18 protein-coding genes and 1 pseudogene are annotated in these 19,363 nt (G+C 37.3%); 15 read left to right on the top strand and 4 right to left on the bottom strand.

Features of this window, described 5'->3' with window-relative positions:
* The first annotated feature begins 442 nt into the window (after positions 1-442).
* The 3 genes from OQZ33_RS16870 (at position 443) to OQZ33_RS16880 (ending at position 4,576) form a co-directional block, all read left to right on the top strand.
* On the top strand, positions 443-3,022 hold the full coding sequence (locus OQZ33_RS16870) for a TonB-dependent receptor (protein ID WP_265800305.1): 2,580 nt from the start codon (positions 443-445) through the stop codon (positions 3,020-3,022).
* A 426-nt stretch (positions 3,023-3,448) separates the two neighbouring features.
* On the top strand, positions 3,449-4,042 hold the full coding sequence (locus OQZ33_RS16875; protein ID WP_265800307.1) for a TIGR00730 family Rossman fold protein: 594 nt from the start codon (positions 3,449-3,451) through the stop codon (positions 4,040-4,042).
* 69 nt (positions 4,043-4,111) lie between these two features.
* Positions 4,112-4,576 (top strand): MaoC family dehydratase, encoded by a 465-nt coding sequence (locus OQZ33_RS16880; RefSeq protein ID WP_265800309.1) that lies wholly within the window; start codon positions 4,112-4,114, stop codon positions 4,574-4,576.
* A gap of 44 nt (positions 4,577-4,620) precedes the next feature.
* Here the strand turns inward: OQZ33_RS16880 and OQZ33_RS16885 are convergent, their stop codons facing one another.
* Entirely contained in the window at positions 4,621-5,067 is a 447-nt protein-coding gene (locus tag OQZ33_RS16885) for a DUF2721 domain-containing protein (RefSeq protein ID WP_265800310.1), read from the bottom strand.
* 602 nt (positions 5,068-5,669) lie between these two features.
* On the opposite strand from OQZ33_RS16885, the gene OQZ33_RS16890 reads away from it, so the two are divergent.
* From OQZ33_RS16890 to OQZ33_RS16920, 8 genes and pseudogenes are all read left to right on the top strand, one after another.
* Positions 5,670-7,298 (top strand): acyl-CoA carboxylase subunit beta, encoded by a 1,629-nt coding sequence (locus tag OQZ33_RS16890; RefSeq protein WP_265800311.1) that lies wholly within the window; start codon positions 5,670-5,672, stop codon positions 7,296-7,298.
* A gap of 208 nt (positions 7,299-7,506) precedes the next feature.
* A complete protein-coding gene (locus OQZ33_RS16895; RefSeq protein WP_265800312.1) occupies positions 7,507-7,695 on the top strand; it encodes a DUF3060 domain-containing protein in 189 nt (62 codons plus the stop codon).
* 91 nt (positions 7,696-7,786) lie between these two features.
* A complete protein-coding gene (locus OQZ33_RS16900) occupies positions 7,787-8,950 on the top strand; it encodes a dipeptidase (RefSeq protein ID WP_265800314.1) in 1,164 nt (387 codons plus the stop codon).
* A 54-nt stretch (positions 8,951-9,004) separates the two neighbouring features.
* Complete coding sequence (locus OQZ33_RS16905) at positions 9,005-9,169, top strand: hypothetical protein (RefSeq protein WP_265800316.1); 165 nt, start codon at positions 9,005-9,007, stop codon at positions 9,167-9,169.
* A gap of 26 nt (positions 9,170-9,195) precedes the next feature.
* Positions 9,196-9,615: pseudogene (locus OQZ33_RS24535) on the top strand (hypothetical protein).
* A gap of 135 nt (positions 9,616-9,750) precedes the next feature.
* A complete protein-coding gene (trxB, locus tag OQZ33_RS16910) occupies positions 9,751-10,707 on the top strand; it encodes a thioredoxin-disulfide reductase (RefSeq protein WP_265800317.1) in 957 nt (318 codons plus the stop codon).
* Positions 10,708-10,881: 174 nt separating this feature from the next.
* The gene (locus OQZ33_RS16915) at positions 10,882-12,792 is read left to right on the top strand and encodes a beta-N-acetylhexosaminidase (protein WP_265800318.1); all 1,911 of its coding nucleotides are present in this window, start codon (positions 10,882-10,884) and stop codon (positions 12,790-12,792) included.
* 143 nt (positions 12,793-12,935) lie between these two features.
* Positions 12,936-13,319, top strand: coding sequence for a diacylglycerol kinase family protein (locus OQZ33_RS16920; protein ID WP_265800319.1), 384 nt, complete (start codon positions 12,936-12,938; stop codon positions 13,317-13,319).
* Here the strand turns inward: OQZ33_RS16920 and OQZ33_RS16925 are convergent.
* The 3 genes from OQZ33_RS16925 to OQZ33_RS16935 are packed head-to-tail and all read right to left on the bottom strand — an operon-like array spanning position 13,299 to position 14,984.
* Positions 13,299-13,868, bottom strand: a complete 570-nt coding sequence (locus tag OQZ33_RS16925; protein ID WP_265800320.1) for a DUF922 domain-containing protein — start codon at positions 13,866-13,868, stop codon at positions 13,299-13,301. The genes OQZ33_RS16920 and OQZ33_RS16925 overlap by 21 nt on opposite strands.
* A 35-nt stretch (positions 13,869-13,903) precedes the next feature.
* Positions 13,904-14,500, bottom strand: a complete 597-nt coding sequence (locus OQZ33_RS16930) for a hypothetical protein (protein WP_265800321.1) — start codon at positions 14,498-14,500, stop codon at positions 13,904-13,906.
* On the bottom strand, positions 14,487-14,984 hold the full coding sequence (locus OQZ33_RS16935) for an RNA polymerase sigma factor (RefSeq protein ID WP_029286005.1): 498 nt from the start codon (positions 14,982-14,984) through the stop codon (positions 14,487-14,489). The genes OQZ33_RS16930 and OQZ33_RS16935 overlap by 14 nt, the downstream gene beginning before the upstream one ends.
* 160 nt (positions 14,985-15,144) lie before the next feature.
* Between OQZ33_RS16935 and OQZ33_RS16940 the strand changes: the two genes are divergently transcribed.
* From OQZ33_RS16940 to OQZ33_RS16955, 4 genes are all read left to right on the top strand, one after another.
* Complete coding sequence (locus tag OQZ33_RS16940; protein WP_056850267.1) at positions 15,145-16,521, top strand: dicarboxylate/amino acid:cation symporter; 1,377 nt, start codon at positions 15,145-15,147, stop codon at positions 16,519-16,521.
* Between the two features lie 169 nt (positions 16,522-16,690).
* Complete coding sequence (locus tag OQZ33_RS16945) at positions 16,691-17,191, top strand: hypothetical protein (RefSeq protein WP_265800323.1); 501 nt, start codon at positions 16,691-16,693, stop codon at positions 17,189-17,191.
* A gap of 110 nt (positions 17,192-17,301) precedes the next feature.
* Positions 17,302-17,664: a BlaI/MecI/CopY family transcriptional regulator gene (locus tag OQZ33_RS16950; protein WP_265800324.1), complete on the top strand. Its 363-nt coding sequence runs from the start codon at positions 17,302-17,304 to the stop codon at positions 17,662-17,664.
* A 4-nt stretch (positions 17,665-17,668) separates the two neighbouring features.
* Entirely contained in the window at positions 17,669-19,141 is a 1,473-nt protein-coding gene (locus OQZ33_RS16955) for a M56 family metallopeptidase (protein WP_265800325.1), read from the top strand.
* Positions 19,142-19,363: the final 222 nt, after the last annotated feature.

Raw genomic sequence — 19,363 nt, forward strand, 5'->3', positions numbered from 1 at the left:
CGTAGTCGAACCTATCAGAAGTTGGGTGAGCTGAAGTATAAACTACATTGTTATACAAGCAACCAGCAGCTGATCCTTGAGCAAAGCAATAATTATTTGCAAATGCTAATATAATTATCAAAAAAGATAATAAACTAAATTTTCCCACAATTTAAATGATTTGTGGGATGCGAAAACAATAGGATTTGAATTTCTAAGTGTACAAAATTTTAAGCAGTTTGCCTAAACTTCACCTACTTAAATAAATAAACAAAATAAAATTTGGTAAATACATTTTTTTAATATATTTGTCGACTAAATCTATAGGGTTTATATATTTTAATATGAAGCAAGCAAAAAACATTAAACGCAATTGTTGTTGTAGCCATCAAAAAATCACATTCACTATTTTCGAAAGGATAACTAAAAGATAAAATCTAACCCAAAACACATTAATACGATCATGAAACGAAGTTTACTACTCATTTTTTCTTTAATACTTTCAGCTTCCGCTGTACTCGCTCAAAATACAGTAAAAGGAATTGTAAAAGGGGGCAACGGTACTACAATACCTGGAGCTACTATTACAGTACGTGGTACTAAAATTGCCACCATTACAGATACAAATGGTGCTTTTACAATCGATGCCAAACAACAACCTCCATTTTATATCCGGGTAAGTTATGTGGGTTACAAACCTCAGGATTTTCAAGTTTTGCAGCTGCAGGAAACGCAAATTGAGCTTATTTTGGTTGAAGACACCCAGCTTGACGAAATCGTAGTAACCTCTAGAAGACGCTCGGAAGTCTTACAGGATGTGCCCATTCCGATTACGGTTATTGGCGGACAAGCAGCAGAAAATGCAGGTGCTTTCAACGTCAACCGGTTAAAAGAGTTGGTTCCATCAGTTCAATTATATGCTTCAAATGCCCGTAATACCACATTAAACATTCGTGGTTTAGGTTCAACTTTTGGCTTAACGAACGATGGTATCGACCCCGGTGTAGGCTTTTATGTTGATGGTGTTTACCATGCCCGTCCGGCTGCAACTTCAACAGATTTTCTTGACATTGAACAAATTGAAGTAATTCGCGGTCCGCAGGGCACTTTGTTTGGTAAGAACACCACTGCTGGTGCTTTTAATATTACCACAACTAAACCAACACAAACCCCAACAGCTAAAGTGGAAATGAGTGTGGGTAATTATAATTTTATTCAGGCGAAAACATCAGTTTCTGGTGGTGTAGCAAAAAATCTTGCTGCAAAAATCTCCATTTCTGGAACACAACGCGATGGTACGATTTGGAATTCCAGAGAAGAACGCCGTTACAGCGGACAAAATAACCTCGGTTTTAAAGGGCAGCTTTATTTTACACCATCAGATCGGTTGAAAATTCTTTTAAGTGGAGATGTGAGCGTTCAGCATCCGGCAGGCTATCCATTGGTAATTGCTGGTGTTACGCCAACCGAAAGAAGCGCTTACCGTCAGTACGCCCGAATAGTTTCTGATTTAGGCTACCAACAACCCAGAATAGATCCATTTTCAAGAGAAATAAATACCAATACTCCTTGGAGACATAATCAATCGATAGGTGGAATTTCCTTAAACGTAGATTATAAAATTGGCGGGGGAACTTTAACTTCCACCACAGCATGGAGATTCTGGAACTGGGATCCAACAAATGATAGAGATTTCTCCGAATTGTCAGCCCTTACTAAATCACAAGGAAATTCCCGTCACGATCAGTATTCGCAAGAAATTAGATATGCAGGTAACATTACAGAAAAGTTAAGTGGGGTAGTAGGGGTGTTCTTACTTGGGCAAAATTTACAAGGCTTAGGGCAAACTGAAGAGGTAGGCAAAGATCAATGGAGATTTGTACAAACTGCCAATACAGGCGCACAGGCACTATATTCTACACCCGGATTGTTAGATGGTTTTGGCATCAGAACAAACTCTACCATCAAATCGCTTAGTGCAGCGGTCTTCGGTCAGGTGGATTGGGAAGTGCTTAAAAATCTGCATGTTTTACCAGGCCTTCGGTTTACTTATGATAAAAAAGATGTTGATTATGACAGAAACACTTACGGTGGTTTGCAAACAACTGATGCCGCTTTGTTAGCACTAAAATCAGCAGTTTACAGCAATCAGCAATTTAATACCAGTACCAATAACAATAATTTGTCTGGAAATATTACAGTTTCCTATCGTCCTACACCAAAATTAAATGTTTATGGAACTTTTTCTACCGCTTACAAACCAGTTGGGGTAAATGTGGGTGGCTTGCCAACAGCTTCCAACGGTCAGGCCGATTTGAGTTTGGCAGTAGTTAAACCTGAATATGTAGAACACTACGAACTGGGCCTGAAAACAAAGCCATTTAAAGGTGCAATTTTAAATGTAACCGCTTTCAACACCGACATAAAAGATTATCAAACCAACGTTCAATCGCCGCAGTTAGGGGTAAACAGAGGATATTTAGCGAATGCTGAAAAGGTAAATGTAAAGGGTTTGGAGATTGATGGAACCTACCAGTTAGAAAGATTTTTAACTTTAAATGCTGCATTGGCATACCTGGATGGTAAATATGTAAGTTTTACCAATGCGCCGCTACCTTTAGAAGAAACCGGCCACACCGAAACGATAAATGGTGTTGCTACACAGGTTGCATTTAAAGATGCATCTGGTGGCAGGTTGCCAGGAATCTCCAAATGGAATGTTTCTGGTGGTGCAGAATTGAGTACGCCGGGTAATTTGGCTACTAAAGCTGGTCGCTACTTTATTGCTGGCGATGCAAGTTACCGCTCTACCTATTCCTCAAATCCAACACCTTCAAGTGTGTTGAATGTTCAGGGGTATTCATTGCTTAACGCCAGGTTAGGGTTTAGATCAGAAAAGTTTTCTGTGTTTGTGTGGAGTAGAAACATTGCTAATAAAAATTACTTCGAGCAATTGCAGGCTGCGGCAGGTAACTCTGGTTTATACGCTGGGGTGCTCGGCGACCCAAGAACTTACGGCGCAACCTTCCGTTATAGCTTCTAACGTTCTCTGTTATATTTGGTTGAAGGCGTCGGCATTGTCCGGCGCTTTTTTTTGTTTTGGAGAGCAGGCTTCGGTACCTTTCGGTTACGGTAACCCTGCTGTACGTTCAATCTTTTTGTGATGCTTGTAGTTAAACCTCGTAGGTTTTTGTTAGGGCAACAAAAAGTATTTCACTTCCATCAGGTCTACTTTACGCTGGTCAGTGTTCCTTTTGCCAGCCAAAGTGCCTAAACCTTATAAAGCGGAAAGCCCACAGCCCCGATTTTTTTTCGGGGCGAGGACTTGAAGCGATAGAAGGGCAAACTTTAAAATAAACTTCTGCAACTGCTTTCCAAATCTTTTAAAAAATGATTGTTAACCATCTTGTGCAGAATTAAAATTTACAGAAAGCCGATAAAATCTTAACTTCGAAAAATTTTAATCCAAATGAATAAGCTTAAAGCAGTTTGTGTGTATTGTGGCTCAAACTTTAATGGCGATCCGGAATTGCGGAATGCGATAAAACAACTGGCGGATGTTTTGGTGAAACAAGACATTAAGTTGGTTTACGGTGGTGGGAGCGTAGGCGTAATGGGTGTAATAGCCGATGATGTGTTACAATCAGGTGGTTCGGTTACTGGCGTTATTCCTCAGTTTTTGATGGATAAAGAAGTTGGACACAAAGGCGTAAAGGAAATGATTATCACCGAAAATATGCATCAGCGTAAACAAAAAATGGCTGATTTAAGCGATGGATTTATCATTTTACCAGGTGGATTTGGTACGCTTGAAGAATTTTTTGAAGTTTTAACCTGGTTACAGTTAGGCTTACACAATAAACCCATTGGCGTTTTAAATGTAGGTGGTTTTTACGATCCATTATTTGCGCAAATGGAAATGATGGTGAAAAGCAGATTTTTAAAACCAGCAAACCGTGATTTGGTTTTTAACGAAGCAGACGCAGAAACTCTGGTTAATAAAATGGATGAGTTTTCTGCTGTTCCGGATGAAGTTTGGTTTAAAGACAGAAACTTAACTTAAGAAGATTATAACATACATTAAACAATTTTGAACCGCTCTCGCTAAAACGCGGGGCTAAAATATTTTCCAATGCAAATTATTACTTCACACGCAGAGTTTGAACAACATTTAGGTAAAGAGCTTGGTGTATCCTCTTGGCATACCATTACCCAGGAGCAAATTAACAAGTTTGCCGATGCTACCTTAGATTATCAATGGATTCATACCGATGAGGAGAAAGCAAAGAACGAAGGTCCGTTTGGAGGTACCATTGCACATGGATATTTAACACTTTCATTAATCCCATTTCTATGGAAAGAGATTGTTGATATTCAAAATTTAAAAATGGAAATTAACTATGGCATCGAAAGTTTAAAATTTGCACAACCTGTATTGGTGAATAGTAAAATCCGGTTAAAAGCTAAATTAGCTTCAATAGTTAATTTGCGAGGGGTTACAAAAGTGCACATGGGTATTGAGATGGAAATAGAAGGACAAAAAAAACCTGCTTTTACAGGCGAGGTTGTTTTCTTGTATCATTTTATTACTGCCTAAGCTGTAATAAAATGATTTTAACTTAGCTTTTTTTTATCCTTGGCTTATTCAATTTTTTTAAATTTCTTTTTGATAAATCCACCTAGAGATTCACTTTCTAAATCTTCCAAGGTACTAAGTTCGAGTTCAAGTGCTTTTGTGCTGAATTGGATTTCGATTAAAGAAATGATCAACGATATCATGAAGAATATCAAGCTTAAAGCAAAAAGAATTTCTGCAACAATATTCCATTCGAGATAAATAAAGAACATGCAAAAAAGGCAAAGACAAAAACTTAAAACGCCAAAAGCCTGCATGTTTTTAATAAGCTTTAATCGGTAGCGCAAATTTTTGATTTGGTTTTGCAAACCGATATTTTTCTCACTTTCTTCGTATTTTGCTTTTAAACTTCTCACCAGGGCAGCCAGTGCTAAAAAGCGATTGGTATAGGCCAACATGATTAAGCTAATGGCAGGAAATAATAATGCAGGGATATTTACGGTGAGTTCCATTTATTGAGATTTATTCAAAAATATTATTTTAATTGGATATCTGTTTGTTTAACCACAAAGGGCGCAAAGTTTTTCGCAAAAAACAAAAGCCCAATTGCCAAAGGCCATTGTTCCCCCTCTTAAAGGAGAGGGATTGTTACACAAGAACAATTATTACTGACTTTAATAGGGTGAGGCTTTTATTTCCCCTTCGCCTATTTCTCTATGCTTTTTTGTCTATTTATTTAACCGCAAAGGGCACAAAGTTTTCGCAAAGAACACAAGGTTGAGTATTTCTTTGTTTGAGAATAAACCACGGAGCACACAGAGTTTTGACAGAGAATACAGATTTAGGTAAATATTTTCTCTGTTCTCTCTGTTATTTTTTCTCCGTGTACTCTGTGGTTAAAACTGTCTTTGTTTCCCTCTCTTCAAGGAGAGGGACTGTAATAGAAGGACAATTACTACTTACTTTAATAGGGTGAGGTTTTATATTTCAAGGTCAATATTTTCTTCGTACCACTCCATGCTTTCTTTGTACTCCATATTTAATATTCACCCCGATAGACTAGAAACCATTTCGGTCTTCTCAATATTTCTGAAAATAAATTTAAATTGCCATCATGGATATCGAATTCAACAAAAATGAGGATGTAAATAAACAGCTTGTTTACGAGCTTAAAACCAAACTCAAAAAGATTTATCAGGGTGGTGGCGAAAAAAACGCGGCTAAACAAAAAGAGAAAGGGAAGTTATTGGCCCGGGAGCGCATTGCTTATCTTATTGATAAAGATTCTGATTTCCTGGAAGTTGGCGCTTTCACTGCTGATGGAATGTATCAGGAGCAAGGCGGTTGTCCTTCTGCGGGGGTTGTTTGCGGTATTGGTTATGTAAGCGGTCGCCAATGTATGATTATTGCTAACGATGCCACGGTTAAAGCCGGCGCCTGGTTCCCGATGACAGCTAAAAAGAATCTTCGGGCTCAGGAAATTGCCATGGAAAATCGTTTGCCTGTAATTTATTTAGTTGATAGTGCGGGTGTGTATTTGCCCATGCAAGATGAAATTTTTCCAGATAAGGAACACTTCGGGAGAATGTTCCGAAATAATGCAATAATGTCTGCCGACGGGATTGTACAAATCTCCGCTATTATGGGTGCTTGTGTGGCCGGTGGGGCATACCTACCCATTATGAGCGATGAAGCCATGATTGTCGATAAAACCGGATCAGTATTTTTGGCCGGATCTTATTTGGTTAAATCTGCTATAGGAGAAGAGGTTGATAATGAAACCTTAGGCGGTGCGACCACACACTGCGAAATTTCTGGGGTTACCGATTACAAACATCCCAATGATCAGGCCTGTTTGGATAGTATCCGAAACATTATGAGCATGTTGGGTGCACCCCAAAATGCCGGTTTTAATAGGATTAATCCTGCTAAACCGAAAGCCAAAGAGGACGAGTTGTATGGGATTATTCCTGAAAACAGAGATAAGCAGTATGAGATAATGGATATCATTAACCGTTTGGTTGATGATTCTGAATTCGAGGAATATAAGCAGGGCTATGGACAAAGCGTCGTTTGCGGTTTGGGCCGTATCGATGGTTGGGCAGTTGGAATAGTGGCCAATCAGCGCAAGGTTGTTAAATCTAAAAAAGGAGAGATGCAGTTTGGGGGCGTAATTTATTCTGACAGTGCAGATAAGGCAAGCCGTTTTATCATGAATTGTAACCAAAAGAAAATTCCATTGGTGTTTTTACAGGATGTAACCGGTTTCATGGTTGGCAGTCGATCAGAGCATGGCGGAATTATTAAAGACGGTGCTAAAATGGTAAATGCTGTGGCCAATTCAGTTGTGCCAAAATTCACTATCGTAATGGGCAATTCTTATGGAGCTGGCAATTATGCTATGTGTGGAAAAGCCTACGATCCAAGATTAATTTATGCGTGGCCGACGGCTAAAATAGCAGTAATGGGCGGTGCACAGGCGGCTAAAACGTTGTTCCAAATTCAAGAGGCTTCGTTAAAGGCGAAAGGAGAAGTGATAACGCCAGAGCGAGAAGCGGAGATGTTGAAAGAAATTACTAACAAATATGATAGTCAAACTACTCCTTACTACGCCGCATCCCGACTTTGGGTAGATGGCATTATCGATCCTTTAGAAACCAGAAAAGTGATATCAATGGGTATTGAAGCTGCAAATCAGTCGCCGATAACAAAACCTTTCAATGTTGGTGTGATCCAAACGTAATATTCGTATGGTATGATATTTGGTGAAGTTAAAGGGAATTTAATCCAACCAAATATGAAAAATCTAGGAAAGATTGCTTGGCTATTTGTGCTTACGTTTTTATATACAATGCCTCTAATTTCGCAAGCACAGACGACCAATAAGGAAACATCGGAAACGATAAATGTTGTCGGCAGCGGTATCACCAAAACAGTTGAAGCTACAGGAAATGAAAATATCAATATTTCAGGTAGTGATCAATGTAACCATCATTGGGGCATGTAATACCATAACGGTTACTGGCGCAGCCATCAAAGTGAGGGCGCAAAGTGTAAGAACCATTAGGGTTCAAGGTGCAGATTCGGGCGTGGCGTATAAATCAAGTCCAAATAAAAATGGAAAAGCAATTCAAGTGTAACTGGCGCTGATGCTTACGTCACTAAAATTAAATAGCAAAATTAAGATTAGGCATTTGAATGATTAAAAGTTCAAATGCTTAATTTTAATTTATGAAAACCCTTTATTTTTTTCTCTTTTTTGTGCTGCTTCAAAGCAAAATCCTGGCACAAGTTTCAAATCAAATTCACCAGGAAGCTATCGTAGTTGATACCCATGGTGATATTCTTTTCAATCAAATTAAATCAGGAATTGATATTGGAAAACTCCAGTCGAAAGGGAATTTCGATCTTATCCGTGCAAAAGAAGGTGGTTTGGATGTCCAGTTTTTTTCTATTTGGTGTGATGAAACCGGGGGTTATGCACTCGCTAATCAAGAAATAGATTCGCTATACAGTTTAATTAAAAGATATCCAGAAAAAATTCAATTGGTTAACACTGCCACTGATTTGGACAGAGCGGTGAAGCAACAGAAAATGGCTGCGATGATCGGTGTGGAAGGCGGGCACATGATTGAAAACCGTTTAGATTATATCGATAGCCTGGCCAAACGCGGAATGGCCTATTTAACCTTAACATGGAACAATAGTACACCTTGGGCAAGCTCAGCAGCCGAAGAAACTTCTGGAAAAGTGAAACCAAAAAATGCTAGATTGAATGCTTTTGGTAAGCAGGTAGTGAAAAGGTTAAATAAACTTGGTGTAATGGTCGACTTATCTCACGTAGGCGAAAAAACTTTCTATGATGCCATTGCAGCCTGTTCAAAACCTGTAATTGTATCCCACAGTTGTGCATACAGTTTAAATCCCGTTCCACGAAATTTGAAAGATGATCAAATTAAGGCTGTTGGAAAAAATGGAGGCGTAATCTGCATTAACTTCTACAGCGGATTTTTAGATTCAACATTTACTAAAAACCAAAAGCTATTTTTAGCAAAATACGATCAGGAATTAAAAATTCTTTCCGCTAAATATGGAAGGAGCAGTGCTATCGATACGCTAATTTCAAACCATGGCGCTGATGCCGAAGCTATTCGGCCGCCGATTGCTTTAGTGGTGAAACACATTAACCATATTGTGAAATTAATTGGAGTAGATCATGTAGGTTTAGGTGCTGATTTTGATGGGGCAGAATCCTTTCCTTCAGGGATGAATAGTGTTGCCGACTATCCTAAAATTACTGCTGAGCTGATTAAGAATGGTTATTCGGAAAGTGAAATTAAGAAAATCCTTGGTGGAAATGTGATTCGATTAATTAGGGAGAACAAGGGATGGTAGTTGAACGAACATTTTACATATGTGGGAAATTTCGTATCTTTAAATCATATTTTAATGAAAAATATTAACGATGAATTACGAAATATCATTGTCGGCGATGGATCAGTTAGCGAAACAAGCCAACTCAAAAAAACGCAAAATTTCCTTACAAGATATGCGCAGACAGGCTTCAGAGCTAAAAAAATAAGTATCTCAAAAGTGAAGAAGAAATCAGATTAATTGATTTCGCTATTAGAGAAAATCTCATTTATTCGAACGAAATTTCAGAAGAAGAGTTCATAAGCGCCGGAGCCGAACAAAGAGTTTATCGAGATGACGACTGCAATGTCGTTAAGCTGAACGACTCTGTTTTTTATTAACATTGGTTAGATTACTTCAACAGTTTACTTATTCACAATTATTTCTTTCAAGCGACAGCTTACAATTTTTTAGGTTTTAAATTAATAGATGAAAAGCTTTTCGCAGTTGTAAAGCAAGAATTTATAATTGCGAACGAACTTACAAACTTAACATCTGTTAAAAAATTTCTTTTGTTCAATAATTTCGTAAATAACAGAAATCACGATTATATCAATAAAGATTTTCGAATTATTTTCGAAGATTTACACGATGAAAATGTGCTCTCGAATAATGGAATAGTATATTTTATCGATACAATTTTTTAAGATAACTTTTATGAGGGGTGAAGCATGGTATTTTCAATGTTAATAAGTAAACTATGTTGACAATGCGCATTTGCTAACGATTATTTAATGCGTTAAATTTGCATTACAATTAATGAATTTCAAACACACCATATAATGTCACAAGAAAACGAACACGTTCAGTGTTTAATTATAGGTTCTGGTCCGGCAGGATATACAGCAGCGATTTACGCAGCTAGAGCAGATTTAAAACCAATTATGTATACCGGTATGCAAGCCGGCGGTCAGTTAACTCAAACCACTGATGTAGAAAATTTCCCTGGCTATCCGCAAGGAATTATGGGTCCGGAAATGATGGAAGATTTTCGCAAGCAGGCGGAGCGGTTTGGTACTGATATCCGTTTCGGTTATGTAAGTTCTGTTGATTTTTCTTCTGCTCCACACAAGGTCGTAATTGATGAAATTAAAACCATCACTGCCGATACCGTAATTATTGCTACAGGGGCAACTGCAAAATGGTTGGGTTTACCTAGTGAGCAACAATATAATGGATTTGGGGTTTCAGCTTGTGCCGTTTGCGATGGTTTCTTTTTTAAAGGCCAGGATGTTGCAATTGTAGGCGCCGGAGATACGGCTGCTGAAGAAGCTACTTACTTAGCTAAGCTTTGTAAAACTGTCCATCTATTGGTGCGTCGCGATGAGTTTAGAGCTTCAAAAACAATGGTGAGTCGTGTTTTAGCAACTCCAAATATCGTAGTACATTATAATACCGAAACTCAAGAAATTTTGGGTAATGGTAAAAATGTAACCGCTGTAAAAGTGCTTAATAATCAAACCAGCGTAACTTCAGAAATTCCTGTCGAAGGTTTCTTTGTTGCCATTGGGCACAAACCAAATACCGATATTTTTAAAGGTCAGTTGGAAATGGACGAAACGGGTTACTTGTTAACTAAACCAGGTTCTACATTAACTAATATTGAAGGTGTTTTCGCTTGTGGCGATGTTCAAGATATGTATTATCGCCAGGCAGTAACCGCTGCGGGTTCAGGCTGTATGGCTGCCCTAGATGCTGAGCGTTATCTTGCTGCTAAAGAACATCCGGTGGAGGCATAAACTCATTTGACAATATTTTAAATCTCCTCAACTTTTGAGGAGATTTTTTTTGTCTCAAATTTCGCAAAACAAACGTTTGATTAAGATTGTAACAAAAAAGTGAGCTATACATTCTTTTCGTAATCTATATCTTAGGTAAGATTTAAAAACTATTTTTCTAAACCAAAACCAATCATGAACAAAGCATTATCGATTTTTATTGGAGTATTAATCAGTACAAGTGCATTTGCGCAGGGCGATCCAAACCTCGGGATAATTCCTGCACCAGTATCTATTACCCGAGCGAGTGGCAACTTCATCCTCGACAAAACAACTATTTTAATTAATCAAAGTGTCGATGGCGCAAAATCGGCCGATTTATTAAATGCCTTCATTGTAAACAAAGCTGGTTTCGCATTGCGAGAAAGTAAATTACCTCAACCAAACCAAAAGAGTATTTTACTAACATCAGCTGGAGCAGATAAATTGCCTGCAGAAGGATATACAATTAAGGTTGGCCCAACTCAGATTGTAATTACTGGAAAAGGAGCGGGTTTATTTTACGGGGTGGAATCTGCCATGCAAATGATACCAGAGAAAAGCGGAGACAAAATAACTATTCCGGCGGTGATGATCAACGATTACCCTCGTTTTGGTTACCGTGGCGCCATGCTGGATGTTTGCCGTCACTATTTTCCAGTTTCATTTATCAAAAAATATATCGATCAGCTGGCTTACTATAAAATAAATACTTTCCACTGGCATTTAACTGATGATCAGGGATGGCGGTTGGAAATTAAAAAATATCCAAAGCTTACTCAGATCGGTTCTACCAGACCTGGTACAATCATTGGCAATTATCCTGGCTATGGCAATTATTTAACCGAAGTAAAGGGTTTTTACACACAAGATGAAGCTAAGGATATTGTAAAATATGCCGCAGAGCGATACATCACCATAATACCAGAAATCGAATTGCCTGGCCATGCATCAGCAGCAATTGCGGCCTATCCAGAATTAAGTACATTCCCCAACCGTGATACATTTATAAGTGATAAAACACCTTGGGCAGGAGCAAGAAAAGGAAAGTTAGTTCAGCAAACCTGGGGCGTTTTTGATGATATTTTCACCCCGACAGATAATACGTTTACCTTTTTAGAAAATGTGTTGGATGAGGTAATTGCAATTTTTCCTTCCAAATATATCCATATTGGAGGAGATGAAGCGCCGAAAACGTATTGGAAAGAATCGCCATTTTGCCAGGCTTTGATGAAAGAAAAAGGCTTGAAAGATGAACACGAATTACAAAGCTATTTTATTCAAAGGATTGAAAAACATGTAAATGGCAAAGGACGTTCAATTATTGGATGGGATGAAATTTTAGAAGGTGGTTTAGCGCCAAATGCAACGGTGATGAGTTGGAGAGGTGAAGCGGGGGGCATTGCCGCGGCTCAACAAAATCACGATGTAATTATGACTCCAGGTTCTATGGGGCTATACATCGACCATAAACAATCAAATTCTCCTGATGAACCTGTTACAATCGGTGGTTTTGCACCTTACCAAAAAATTTATGCTTATGATCCTATTCCGAAAGTTTTAACAGCCGATCAGCGAAAATACATCAAAGGAGTGCAGGCTAACATGTGGACTGAATATATTAAAACACCTGAGAAAGCAGAAAACCATGCTTTTCCACGCTTATTGGCACTATCTGAAATTGCCTGGAGCCCGGTTGAACGCAAGGACTTAAAGAATTTTTCGGAGGAACGTTTACCGAAACATTTAGCTCGTTTAGATAAAATGAATATTAACCTTTGGGTGCCAACACCTATTGGTCAAAGTGACAAACCTTTAACTGGAGGCGATTTTACAATTGATTTAAAAGTTCCGGTTACTGGCGGTAAAATTTACTATTCACTAGACGGTTCAAGACCGTCGGAAAATGCATTTTTGTACACTTCGCAAATTAAAGTTAGTGTTCCACAAGGCGAAAAACGGGTTTTAACAACAATAGTTGTTGCGCCGAGCGGAAAAAGAAGTGTTACGACAAAAACAATTTTAGATAATGGCGCTCCAGCTGAAAAAACTGAAGCAAAGAAATAAAAATCTCAGAATCAATGTAAGAGTTAGGGTTTTTTAAAAAAATCATTATAGAACCTTTTAAAGCAGCATCTCTAGCTATTTGCAGAGATGCTGCTTTGTTTTGATAAATGCTCATTTTTTTATGCTATTTAGTAAATTGCGAAATGCAAGAAAATCGCAAATTCTCAGTAATAGATAGAATTAAAAGCTTTAAATATGCTTTTAATGGATTGCGGTTATTTTTTATTAATGATCATAATGGCAGAATTCATCTATTTGCAGCGCTAATCGCTATTGGCTTATCGTTCTACCTACAGCTTTCTGCATCGGAGTGGATTGCAATTTTGGCTGTCATTATTTCGGTAATTGTAGCCGAAATAATCAATGCCTCGATAGAAAAATTAGCCGATGTTGTTTCTCCAGAATATCATCCTAAAATTAAAGTTGTTAAAGATTTAGCCGCTGCCGCGGTGTTAATGGCTGCTTTGGTGGCAGTTGTTGTGGGATTGATTATCTTCCTTCCAAAATTATCGCGAATCATTGGCTAAGGTAGCAGCTCGAGATTCGGCCATCTTATCTTCAATAATTTTATCCCAACGTGCCTGCATCTTATGGTTGCTTCCGTGTTCGGTTTCCTCATCATAATTGCGCTGCATGGTGTCGAAATAATTGCTTAGTTCGTTCGCTAACTGAGAAATTTGAGCCTTATAATTTTTTATTGAATAATTTCTGTTTTTTAGAACACGCTCCGCCTCCGAAAGTAAAATATATTGAATATTAACATGTCCTTGTTCATGGTGAAGCAAGCTGGCACTCACATTCGGATCTTTAATTTTATCCCACTTTACCCATGAGCGGTCTTTATCAATACTTATTTCATTTTTAAGGTTGATAGCCACTCGATTTCTATAGATGGTAGATTCGTAACTGTATTTCCATGTCATTGCAGTGAGTGCGAAAAACGGTGAACGCATATCTGGCTTTCCTTTAAAATAAGTTTCCCAATCTAGTTGAACGGGCTGAGTAAAATCTTGCTTAAAACCGAAAGTAAACGGCAGTATTAGTATAAGCAGTAAAATTGCAAGAGGTGTTTTCATCACAAAATTGGATTGAAAAAACCGTGCCTAAAATGTTATGGCATTGAAATTTGTGCACTTATTCTTTCAAATTTTTCAATTAGTAGAGAGATACGCTCCTTTTCGCGTTTTATAACCGCATTTCTAAGAATTGTAGAGCAGAACAGAATCCACAGAAATGTGAAACTAACTGCTACAATCGTCATGGTAATACTTAAGTGTGCAAGTATCTCAATGAAATAGAAAATCAGTCCAAGTGAGAGTGCTACAGTGTAAAACCAATAAAGGGAATTGTACAGTTTATATCTATTTAACTGGTATACTCTTAAATCACTGAGATATTCATTTGGGTGAAGAGTATAATCGCTTTTTGAAATTAACCGATGATCCCGGTATAAAATTAAAATATATATGCCTATCGCTAGCAAAGTAATGCTAATTCCTACATGTGTGGTCCACGATTCGAAATGAAAGAATATCCATAAAACAGCGATTGCAATAAATGATGCAAGCATACCAAGGATATTTAAAGCAGATTTTAACTTCAAACCATTCACTTCTTTCTTTACTTGCTGTAACATTTCATCAGCAGAAACCTTAACTTCTACATCGTGTTTTTGCCACAACTCTTGTATTTGATCAAACGCTTGCATACTGGTTATATAGTTCTGTTAATTTTTGTTTAATACGATGAATTTTAACCCTCAAATTTCCCTCACTTATTCCTGAGATGTCGGCAATTTCGTGGTATGGAAGCTCATCAAGCACCATGGTAATAATTAAACGATCGTTTTCCTCAAGCTTCGATATACATTTATAAAGCAGGGCTACCTGTTCATTTTTTTCTGAAAACTCTTCAATTTTGTTTTCGATAATGTTATCTGTCAACTCGTCTTTTGCTTGTCTTTTTTCCGATCTGAGGTAGGTAAGGCAAGTGTTTACGGCAATTCTATAAATCCAGGTTGATATTAATGATTTGTTTCTAAACTTGTCCAGATTCTGCCAAACCTTTAAAAAGGTTTCCTGTAAAAGATCATTAGCAGCATCGGTATCGCCCGTGTAACCATAACATAAATGGAAGATTTTTTTGGAATTCGAATCGAAGATTTCTTTAAATAGCTTGTCTTTTTGTTCCATTTATGGTTTGTAGGTGTTTTTTAGATGGAGGTTAGCGTTTTTTGTTACAGCGAAATTAGAAAATTAAATAATTTTTAAACACCCTGGAGATCAAAATTTGTTAGCCACGGTAAATATCGTAGTTTTACCAAATTAACAGAGCCACAAACTTTTTATATTCATGAAGAAAAACAAACTCACGCTGTTCATTTTTATAGCGCTGATTGCCGGAGTTGCATTAGGCTATATTCTGAACGTTAATTCCATTGATGTTTACAATCAGAAAATTCTCAATGCCGATGCGCAGGTAAAGAGCATAGAGGTAGCCATTAAAAAAACTACCGATACAACATCTGCAACTTTTACCCAGCTTAAAGCCGAAAGAAAAGCGAATGCTCAAATTAAAAAGGAGAATGAAGATATTCGGGAAAAGAAGCTTGAATATTTTACGCTTTTGAGTGATATTTTTCTTCGCTTGATAAAAATGATTGTGGCGCCCTTGGTTTTTACAACTCTGGTGGTAGGTGTGGCTAAAGTTGGCGATATTAAAGCCGTAGGCCGGATTGGCGGTAAAACTTTAGGGTGGTTCATGGCGATGTCGCTAATGTCTTTAGTACTTGGATTAATTTTAGTAAACCTGTTCGAGCCCGGAAAACACATGCAGTTAACCTTGCCGGATCAAATGGTAAATACCGGGATCCAAAAGGCTGCGATGAGCGTGAAAGATTTTATCGCCCACGTTTTTCCTAAAAGTATTGCAGAATCTATGGCCACCAATGAAATTCTTCAAATCGTTGTATTTTCTTTGTTTTTTGGTGTAGCCACAGCTGCCATTGGCGACTTAGGACAGGTCGTAATTAAAGCATTCGACGCCATTGCTCATGTGATTTTGAAAATGACGGGTTATGTGATGAACTTTGCGCCATTAGCAGTTTTTGGTGCGATGACAGCCATAGTAGCCAAGCAAGGATTAAATGTGCTTAATACCTACGCTATTTTTATTGGAGAGTTTTACCTCGGTTTAGGTATTTTATGGGCAATGCTGATTTTTATCGGCTTTTTAATCCTTAAAAAACGAGTTTTCAAGCTAGTAAGCGATATGAAAGAGCCTGCAATTTTGGCTTTCAGTACAGCTAGTAGCGAGGCTGCTTACCCCAAAACCATGATGTTGTTAGAACGTTTTGGCTGCAAAGATAAAATTGTGAGTTTCGTATTGCCGTTGGGCTATTCGTTCAATTTGGATGGCTCCATGATGTACATGACTTTTGCATCGCTTTTTATAGCGCAAGCTTATGGCATTCATTTAGGTTTTGAACAGCAAATTTCAATGTTATTGATTTTAATGTTAACCAGTAAAGGTATTGCGGGTGTACCAAGAGCTTCATTGGTAGTAATTGCAGGAACCATTGCCAGTTTCAATATTCCAGAGGCAGGTTTGGCTCTTTTAATTGGTATCGATCCGCTATTGGATATGGGCCGCTCGGCAACTAATGTTGTTGGTAACAGTATCGCAACTGCAGTAGTAAGTAAGTGGGAAGGGGAGTTGAAAGATTCGTAATTGCAAGCTCTAGTCATCCAGCTGAAGTTTTTAGTTTAGTATGTATCTAATAAATGATTTTGGGATGTTTCGATGTTCACTAAATTTTTTAAACTTTGCATCGTTTTGGATTAACTAAAAATTTGATAGTCCAATAATTCAGTCATTCAAAATTCAATAATTAACTCAAGTGTCAAGTAGAGGAAAAAAAATATTCTTAGCCATTACCATCATCGTACCGATGATTATTTACTGCTATATCTATTACAAGCCCATTATTCAGAATGCACCATTTCGCAAGGCTGATTTTGTTTCCATGCAATTTTGCTACGGTTTAAAAGATACCCTTGAAAATAAATATGATTCAAAAACGGGTGTTTATCAATATGTAAATAATAGAGATTCGGTAATAACCAAGAAAGTTTTCTTAAAAAGCGACGATATTTTGTACATGCATAGAAAGGCGAATGAGATTGGCCTTTGGAATTTTCCTGATACGATTGGTCAAAAAAGTGCTAAATCGAAAGCAGTTCCACGTTACGATATCACCTTCAATTATAAAGAAAAGTCGAAACATGTAGTGATATATGGTGATTTTGATGGAAACCCAAAGTTGTTGGATGCTGCCGTTCAAATGCGTAAAGTTATTCAGGAAACTTTAAACCAGGCAGAGATAAGATCCGGAAAGTAGTTTCATCACGAAAAATATTGAAAGGCTTAATTGTGAACCTAAAGTTAGGTTTTCAACTAAGTCTTTTCTTTTTAGGATGATTTCGTATATTTACGATATATTCGTAATTGATGGAGAAGTTAACATTACAGGAAGAAGAAGCGATGCTTGCGGTTTGGCAAGTTGGCAAAGGTTTTATCAAAGATTTTATGGACACAATGCCTGATCCTAAACCTCCGTACACAACATTAGCGTCGACCATCAAAAATCTGGAGAAAAAGGGTTATTTGATTAGTGAGCGCTTCGCCAACGCCAATCGTTACAGCGCAAAAGTAAAAGAGGTTGAGTACAAAAAGCGCTTCATGAATGGTTTTGTAAACAATTATTTTCAAAGTTCGTATAAAGAGCTGGTCGCTTTTTTTGCAAAAGATAAAAAGATAAGTGCAGAAGAATTGAAGGAAATTATCAACTTGATCGAAAACCCTGAAAAATAATGTCATGCCACAATTTTTCCTTGTACTATTGAAAACTAATCTGGTGCTGATTTTATTTTCGGCTACCTATTATCTTGTGCTTAGAAGATTGACGTTTTATTCCTTAAATCGTGTTTTTCTTGTTTTTGGAATTGTTTTTTCATCAGCCTATCCATTTATCAATTTAACAGATTCCTTTTCCGGAAAACAACCAATTCCTGGTTTCATTCCACAATTAAATCAAAATCTCAATCAACTTATTCAGCAAGATTCAGTTTCAGTCTTCTGGTATTCTTTAAGTGTGCTTTTTTATATAGGTTTTTTGTTAATGGCAGTAAGGCTATTGATCCAATTTGTATCACTCCGTCAGATGCATAAAAAATCTACACTTGGTAAGGTACGAGATTTTAATGTCAGGATTTTGAGTGAGCAAGTAAGTCCCTTTACTTTTTGGCAAACAATTTATATCAATCCGGCATTACACCAAGCTCAGGATTTAAACAATATTCTAGAGCATGAAAAAGTACACGTTGAGGAATTGCACACTTTGGATATCATTCTTGCAGAAGTTTGCGTGGTTTTTTACTGGTTTAATCCTGGTGTTTGGTTGATGAAAAAGGCTGTTAGGGAGAACATCGAGTTCATTACTGATGCCAAAATACTGAAAAAAGGTATTGATAAAAAAGCTTATCAATATAGTTTGTTGAATGTGGGAAGCTTACAACCGTCTATTGCCATCGTGAATAATTTTAATCTTTCAGACCTTAAAAGGCGAATTAAGATGATGAATGCTAAACGTTCGTCAAAAGTTAATCTTTCTCGTTATTTATTGGTTTTACCAGTTTTACTTTGCGTTACACTGGCCTTTACTATAGATAAGAATGCTGTTCAGAAAACGATGGCACCGCTAACTACAATGATAAAAAGTACTTTGCCAAAGCGTAATATTCAATTTATCATCAAGAAGCCAGAGAAAACCAAACGAAAGATTGATGTTGAATCTACTCAGGAGTTAAAGAAAGGAGTTGATTCCGTAAAAAAAATGACCTTCGTTTTTAAAACACATTTTGAAACTACCGATACGAGCTATCAATCTATTTCAAGCGAGTTGGATAAGCTTGTTGGAAAAGTGATTGATCTGAGATCTGCTAAAGGTGCACAAACAAAAACAATGGTGCAGCATTTCACTTTTAAAGATAGCTCAAGAATTGATCCGACTATAATGGGTGTTTTTTTGCGAGATGTTGATGGACCGAATACCTACAAACCGATAAAAGCCACTGTTAATAAAGTTTTGCTGATAAAAACCCACAGTAAGGCTGCAAATGATCAAAATGGAACAGAAATAACGCCCAAATCTGTTGGGGAAACAGATTATTATATTAACGGGGTCAAAGCTACTCATGAAGATTTTAAAGGTATTGACCCCAATAATATTTTAGCTATTAAGGTTTTGAAGGGGAATAACCCGGCAATACAAATTACAACTAAGCCATAAAATTTTAATAAACTTTTCTCATTTTCTTTCATGGTGAGTCTGTCAATATGCTTTAGATCAATTTATAATTTTCTTTTTGACAATCTCCATTGATATTTATTCTCCTTGCTAACCATCATTTTTAGCGAGCTCCAAAAAATCTTCGGACTTCTATTAGTTCAGTGATTTTTCCTTGGCTAATTTTGATAGCGATTTATCTAACGGTTAATCTTTGCGATTTAA

This window comes from Pedobacter sp. MC2016-05 (assembly GCF_026239735.1).
Classification (GTDB): domain Bacteria; phylum Bacteroidota; class Bacteroidia; order Sphingobacteriales; family Sphingobacteriaceae; genus Pedobacter.